Annotated in this window: 5 protein-coding genes; 2 read left to right on the forward strand and 3 right to left on the reverse strand. The window is 39.8% G+C overall.

The genetic code is table 11. The annotated features are described in order from the left end of the window. Window positions 1-27: 27 nt before the first annotated feature. Window positions 28-2,271 carry an AAA family ATPase gene (locus tag HMPREF2961_RS08840; RefSeq protein WP_002315006.1) on the forward strand — a complete coding sequence of 748 codons (2,244 nt, stop codon included), beginning with the start codon at window positions 28-30 and terminating at the stop codon, window positions 2,269-2,271. A 128-nt stretch (window positions 2,272-2,399) separates the two neighbouring features. After that, the gene (locus HMPREF2961_RS08845; protein WP_002315007.1) at window positions 2,400-4,052 is read left to right on the forward strand and encodes a glycoside hydrolase family 13 protein; all 1,653 of its coding nucleotides are present in this window, start codon (window positions 2,400-2,402) and stop codon (window positions 4,050-4,052) included. A gap of 63 nt (window positions 4,053-4,115) precedes the next feature. Here HMPREF2961_RS08845 and HMPREF2961_RS08850 read toward each other — a convergent pair whose 3' ends face one another. Genes HMPREF2961_RS08850 through HMPREF2961_RS08860 form a run of 3 tightly spaced genes read right to left on the reverse strand, consistent with a single transcriptional unit; the run spans window position 4,116 to window position 5,970 of the window. After that, window positions 4,116-4,661 (reverse strand): TIGR01440 family protein, encoded by a 546-nt coding sequence (locus HMPREF2961_RS08850; RefSeq protein ID WP_002290783.1) that lies wholly within the window; start codon window positions 4,659-4,661, stop codon window positions 4,116-4,118. A gap of 21 nt (window positions 4,662-4,682) precedes the next feature. After that, entirely contained in the window at window positions 4,683-5,168 is a 486-nt protein-coding gene (locus HMPREF2961_RS08855) for an ECF transporter S component (protein ID WP_002290784.1), read from the reverse strand. Further along, the gene (locus HMPREF2961_RS08860) at window positions 5,158-5,970 is read right to left on the reverse strand and encodes a hydroxymethylpyrimidine/phosphomethylpyrimidine kinase (RefSeq protein ID WP_002315008.1); all 813 of its coding nucleotides are present in this window, start codon (window positions 5,968-5,970) and stop codon (window positions 5,158-5,160) included. The genes HMPREF2961_RS08855 and HMPREF2961_RS08860 overlap by 11 nt, the downstream gene beginning before the upstream one ends. Window positions 5,971-6,168: the final 198 nt, after the last annotated feature.

Genomic DNA, 6,168 nt, shown 5'->3' on the forward strand with positions numbered 1-6,168 from the left:
AGAGATGATCAAAAGGGGAAGAGAAGCATGGAGAATTTCTCACTAACAGAAAACCGGACCTTTTCACGGCTAGAAAAGCAAATGATCTGGAAGAAACCGAAAAGCCATCGGACAAGTGCAGAAGAGTGGCGGATCGCCTCTGAAATCAAAGAAAATTGGCAAGATCCTGAAATGAAAATCAGTAACGTTCTTTTAGAAGGAGACGCCGGATCGGGTAAGACACAGTTAGCAAAAGCACTATCTGCTGATTTGCAACTTCCCTATACAAAAGTGACATGTTTTGCAGATATGGATAAATCAGATGTGTTCGGCGCCTTATTACCTGTAGTAGATTCCGATAAAGAACAAGACCAAGAATTGCTGGAAGCTATTTACCAAACAGATACACTTGAAGCTGTACTGACACTGATCCAGAACCATTACGGCATTGATTCTTTTTCTGCCAAAGAAAAATTAGCAGAGTTAGTTCAAAGAATCGAAGCCGATTATCCAGATGCAATCCATTATAGTTATTATCCTTCTGAAATCGTTCGAGCGATCGAAAAAGGATATCTATTAGAGATCCAAGAGCCGACTGTCATCCGTGATGCTTCTGTTCTTGTGGCACTTAACTCAGCGCTCGAACCCAATGGGATATTGAATTTGCCAACAGGAATCATTCGTCGCCATCCAGATTGTATTATTGTCATTACCACAAATCGAAACTATCAAGGAAATCGACCCTTAAATGAATCCTTAAGAGATCGGATGCAGCATGCGGAAAAAATGGATCTTCCTGCCTTAGAAGTCATGGCAGAACGTGCGATGGCGAAAACCCAGATTCAAAATCAAGAACTCCTTATGAAGATGGCAGAGATTATCCGTTTATTGGATGAAACTGCAAAAGCAAATGCCATCAAAGGTGTAGCAGGAATGCGTTCATATTTTTATTGGGCGAATACCTATAAGCAAGGACAAGATTTACTCCAGTCGATTTATCCAAAAGTTTTGTATAAATTATCCACTGATCCAGATGAATTGGCGATCCTTGAGCAAGCTTTGTCTGAGAGTGGATTGCTATTGGAACTTCAAGACATTTTGAGAAAAGAAAAATGGGGCTATCCTCAAATAGAACCTCAATCTGAGCATGCAAAAGGAAGAACTATCGGCGCCGAAGAAGCAAACGAACGAAACATCACTGAAGATGCTGAAGAAACTTTGCGCTTAGATGAAAAGAAACAACTGTCTGCTGAAGAACCAAATGAGGGAGCAGAGAGACTAGAGAAAACAACAGAAAAAAACGAGATGCCTCCTCAAATGCAAAAAGAACGCAAGAGCGATATCGAAGGGAAAAATCAGAAGGAACAACAACAAACAGAAGAGGATTCCCAAGAAATGTCTGCCTCTGACATGGAAACACATGATAAGGAAATCAAGAAGCAATTAAATAAAGAAGCGCGGCAAATCATGAAGGAAACGATTCATGAAAAAGAAGGTCTCATCGTTCACCGACCAGCTTTCCAAGGAAAAACGCAAGAAGCACGTGAGCTACAAATGCAAGTCATGCCGATAGTAGAATCACTTAGCCGACAAATTTTAGAATTACTGGATAATGAACAAACAGAGACGTACCAAAAGGGAAAATATGAAGGACAGCGGTTTAACGCAAGTAGAGTAGCATATGGTGATTTGAGAAATTTTGACAAAAAGAACCCGCCACATGAGCAACCTTCCTTAGCGGTAGCTGTGCGGATCGATGAATCTGGATCAATGATACGGGATGATCGGATCGAAGCGGCAAAAAAAGCAGCGATTGCTATTGCAGAATTTGCTAAGAAAGTTGATATCCCCTTGTTGATTTACGGGGATACAGCAGACCGTTCAGCAAGAGAAAAAACTTCTTTGTTTTCTTATAAAGAATTTGAAGACGGGTTTCAATGGTTAAATGAAAAATTAGTCACTATGAAACCAAGACAAAACAATCGTGATGGAGCGGCACTTCGTTTAGCAGCAGAAAAATTAAACAGACAATCCGCCACAACCAAACTGTTGCTTAATATTAGTGACGGTCAGCCAAAGGCGTTGCCAGATTATACTGGCAAAAAAGCAAAAGAGGACATCCAGTCTGTTTTGAAAGAATACGAGCGTCAAGGCATATTATTTGTTTCCGCAGCTATTGGTCAAGACAAAGAAGAGATCAAGTCGATCTACGGTGAAAGCCGTTTTGTAGATATTACTGACCTAAATGAATTTCCCAAGCAAATGATTCAATTGATTGCCCGTTATCTATGATAAAATAAAGCTCAACGAACGCACTTAGCAGATTCGTTGAGCTTTTCGTTTCTAGTTACCGGTAACAAGGATACTTCTAAAATAGAATCGGTTATAATCAAGAGGGACCGTTAAAGGAGTGAAACGATATGATACAAGAACAAAAATGGTGGAAAGAAGCAGTAGGCTATCAAATCTATCCGGCCAGTTTCAAAGATAGCAACGGCGATGGACAAGGAGATATCAATGGGATCCGCGAAAAACTTGGATACTTGAAAGATCTTGGCATCGGATTTATCTGGATCAATCCAATCTATCAATCTCCATTTATCGATAATGGTTATGACGTAAGTGACTATCAAGACATAGAAAAGCGATTCGGGACGATGGAAGAGTTTGATTTATTGCTGAAAGAAGCACATGAACTGGGAATCAAAGTCATTATGGATCTTGTCATCAACCACAGTTCGGATCAGCATCAATGGTTTGAAGAATCGAAGAAATCCAAAGAAAGCCCTTATCGAGATTATTACATTTGGGTCGATGGAGTAGATGGCAAAGAACCAAATAATTGGACATCGATTTTCGGCGGCTCTGCTTGGGAATATTCTCACGAAACAGGACAGTATTATCTGCATGTCTTTGCGAAAGAACAACCAGACTTAAATTGGGAAAGTGAGAAATTGAAAGAAGAACTATTCAATATGATTCGATGGTGGCTAGATAAAGGGATAGACGGATTTCGCTTAGATGCGATTTCTCATGTAAAAAAAGATGAATATTCAGTAAAAGCCACAGAGAACCCTTTTTTTTCACCCTTTCAGAATGTCTCGGGAATCGAAGAACATTTGACTGATTTGAAACATGTTTTCGAAGAATACGATATCATGACAGTCGGAGAAGCAAGCGGCGTCACTGCAGAAGAAGGGCCGGAATGGGTAGGAAAAGACGGTTATTTCGATATGATCTTTGAATTCGATCATATCCATATTTGGCAGCAAGAAAAAGAAGGGCAATTAGACGTCCTTAAGTTAAAACATGCATTAAGTGCTTGGCAAACTTCCCTAGATGGTATCGGATGGAACGCTTTATATATGGAAAACCATGATGTTCCTCGTGCCGTTTCTGTGTTCGGAGATACCCGTCCCGAATTTTGGGCTATGTCTGCAAAAGCAATTGCTATGATGTATTTCTTTTTGCAAGGAACGCCATTTATTTATCAAGGACAAGAAATTGGAATGACGAATATGCCTTTTGAATCGATCGATCAAGTTGATGCAGTGGATTCGAAAAGACTATACGAAAGACTACTTGGATTTCCGGATTATAAGACAAGAGAAGAAGCATTGGATATTATTCGTGAAACCACCAGAGACAATAGCAGAACACCCATGCAATGGACTTCAGAAGAATATGCTGGCTTTTCTACACAGGAGCCTTGGATGATCACTAATCCAAATACCAAAACGATCAATGTAGAACAACAAGAACATGAACCGGATTCGATCTTGCAATTCTATAAGAACATGATCCGCATTAGACAAATCAATAGAGGCCTGATATACGGTTCTTTTAAAGAGTATCTTCATGAACATCCACAACTATATGTCTATGAAAGAGATTTAGAAGATGAACAGTATCTTATTATGGTAAACTTGACAGAATCATTTGCTGACTATGAACTCCCAAAAGAAGCAGATCAGTCATGGACATTACTCTTGTCAAATTCTTCTAACGGAAACTTTGAAAAAAAAGGAACACTAGCACCTTATGAAGCTTGTCTGTATAAAACAAACAATTAAAAAACTTCCTCGTTAAAGTTCAATAGTTGGACTTTCCGAGGAAGTTTTTCTGATTTACCCATCTTAATAATTTGCTCTAGGACCACCGATATATTTAGGACGAGAGCGAAGGGCTGTCACATGGGCTTGTCCCAAGGTTTTCAAACGAGGTCTGACAGGCACTTGGACATGTTTGATATGCATACCAATCGAAGTGTCACCGATATCGATGCCGGCTTGCCCAATTACATGCTCTACTTCGACAGGATCATTGAACTGCTCAAAAGCAGCAACAGAACAAGCACCTCCAGCATGTAATGCAGGAATAACAGAGACGATTTCGAATTTTTTTGCTTCTGCCACTGTTCGTTCTACCACCAATGCTCGATTCAGATGTTCGCAACCTTGGACAGCTAACGCAATTTCTTTAGGATCTAATAGCTCTTTTAACGTACGAATGATCCACTGACCAACTTCCGCACTGGAATTTTTTCCAATATGTCCACCGACGACTTCGCTTGTGCTGCACCCTAAAACAAAGAGATCTCCTTTTTTCAAGTGTGCCTCAGCCAATACGTCATTAACTATTTCAGTCAATTGAACTTTCAATTCTTTTTCTGACAACTTCATTCTCTAAAACCTTCTTTTCAATTAATATTGCTTCCGTGCTTGAATACGTTGAAGACTTGCAGTTATAGGAAAGGCAAGGCCCATACCGATAAGATTTTGAAAGATATTCCCTGGGATAGAAGCCACTCCAGCCGGCCAATCATACAAAATCCAACCGGCGATACCATAGCCGACGATCATAACTAAGCTTCCTAAAAAAAGACCAAATAGCCACATGCGAGTAGAAGATTTACTGAAAGATCCGGCAACATATCCTTGTAATCCGTGAATCACTAATGAAAAAATAGCCCATTGCGGATACCCTGAAATCAAATCGATTAATAGTCCACTGGAAGCACCGACAACTAATCCACCCATTGGACCATAAAGAAAAGAAGCAGTATAGATTCCAGCCTCACATAATGTCACAAAACCGTTCGTAGCCGGCACAGGGATCAAAATAGTTAATGAAAGTGCAACGGTCAACGCAATCAGCATCGCATAGATTGTTAGTTGTTTAGTTTTCATTTATCGTTCCTCCTTTTTGGATACCGCCAGACCAGACGCTTCCCGTATGATCATTCATCAGCACACCATTGGAAATACAATGGGCAACAAATTTTTTACTTTCTGCTACGGCTTTTGAAACATCTAATCCTAATACAAGATTCGCTGTTATTGCAGAAGAAAAGGCACAACCGGCACCATTTACTGTTGGGGTGTCGACTTTTTTCTGAGAAAACACCTCCTGATGGTCAACTGAATAGAGAAGATCCACAGCTTGTTCGCCAGCCATCCTTGTGCCGCCTTTTATTACAATTTTCTTTGCTCCTGAAGCAGTGAGCTCTTTAGCGAGATGGATCATTTCTATCAACGAAGAGGGGAGAGCTTGACCAGAAAGTAAAGCAGCTTCTGCCAAATTAGGCGTAATCATCGTAACAAGTGGAAAAAGTTCTTCGATGAGCTGTGAAATATACAATTGATTGATCACAGATTCAGTTTCTTTGAATGCCAAAACAGGGTCTAAGATGATTGGGATATTTTGTTTTGCTTTTATGAAGTCTCGAACAACCATGATTGCTTCACTTGAATTTAATAACCCGATCTTGATTCCATCTAATGTAGTCATTTGATCAATTGAAGCCAACTGTCGTTCAAGCAATTCTGAAGGAATAGATTCCAAGATAAATCGCCCATTCGTATCTAGTACCCCTATAGATGTCAGGGCGCTTAGCCCGAATAGACCAAAATCTTCAAAAGTTTTTAAGTCTGTTTGGATTCCTCCGCCAGCAAATGGATCAGAACCACCAATCGTCAAGATTCTTTTCATAACATTTCCCTCCATGAATAAGAGTATAACGAAATTTTCAAAAAAGAAAAACAGCCAATTGGCATATTTTTATCTCATCCAATTTTCAAAAGAAGCGAAAAGGGAATGTGACAAAAATCGTGTCACATTCCCTTTTTCCAATAAACGGTCTTCAATTAGCTGGTCCTCGATATTAGCTCAACAAACGGCAAAATATGA

The organism is Enterococcus sp. HMSC076E04 (genome assembly GCF_001814285.1).
GTDB lineage: Bacteria > Bacillota > Bacilli > Lactobacillales > Enterococcaceae > Enterococcus_B > Enterococcus_B lactis.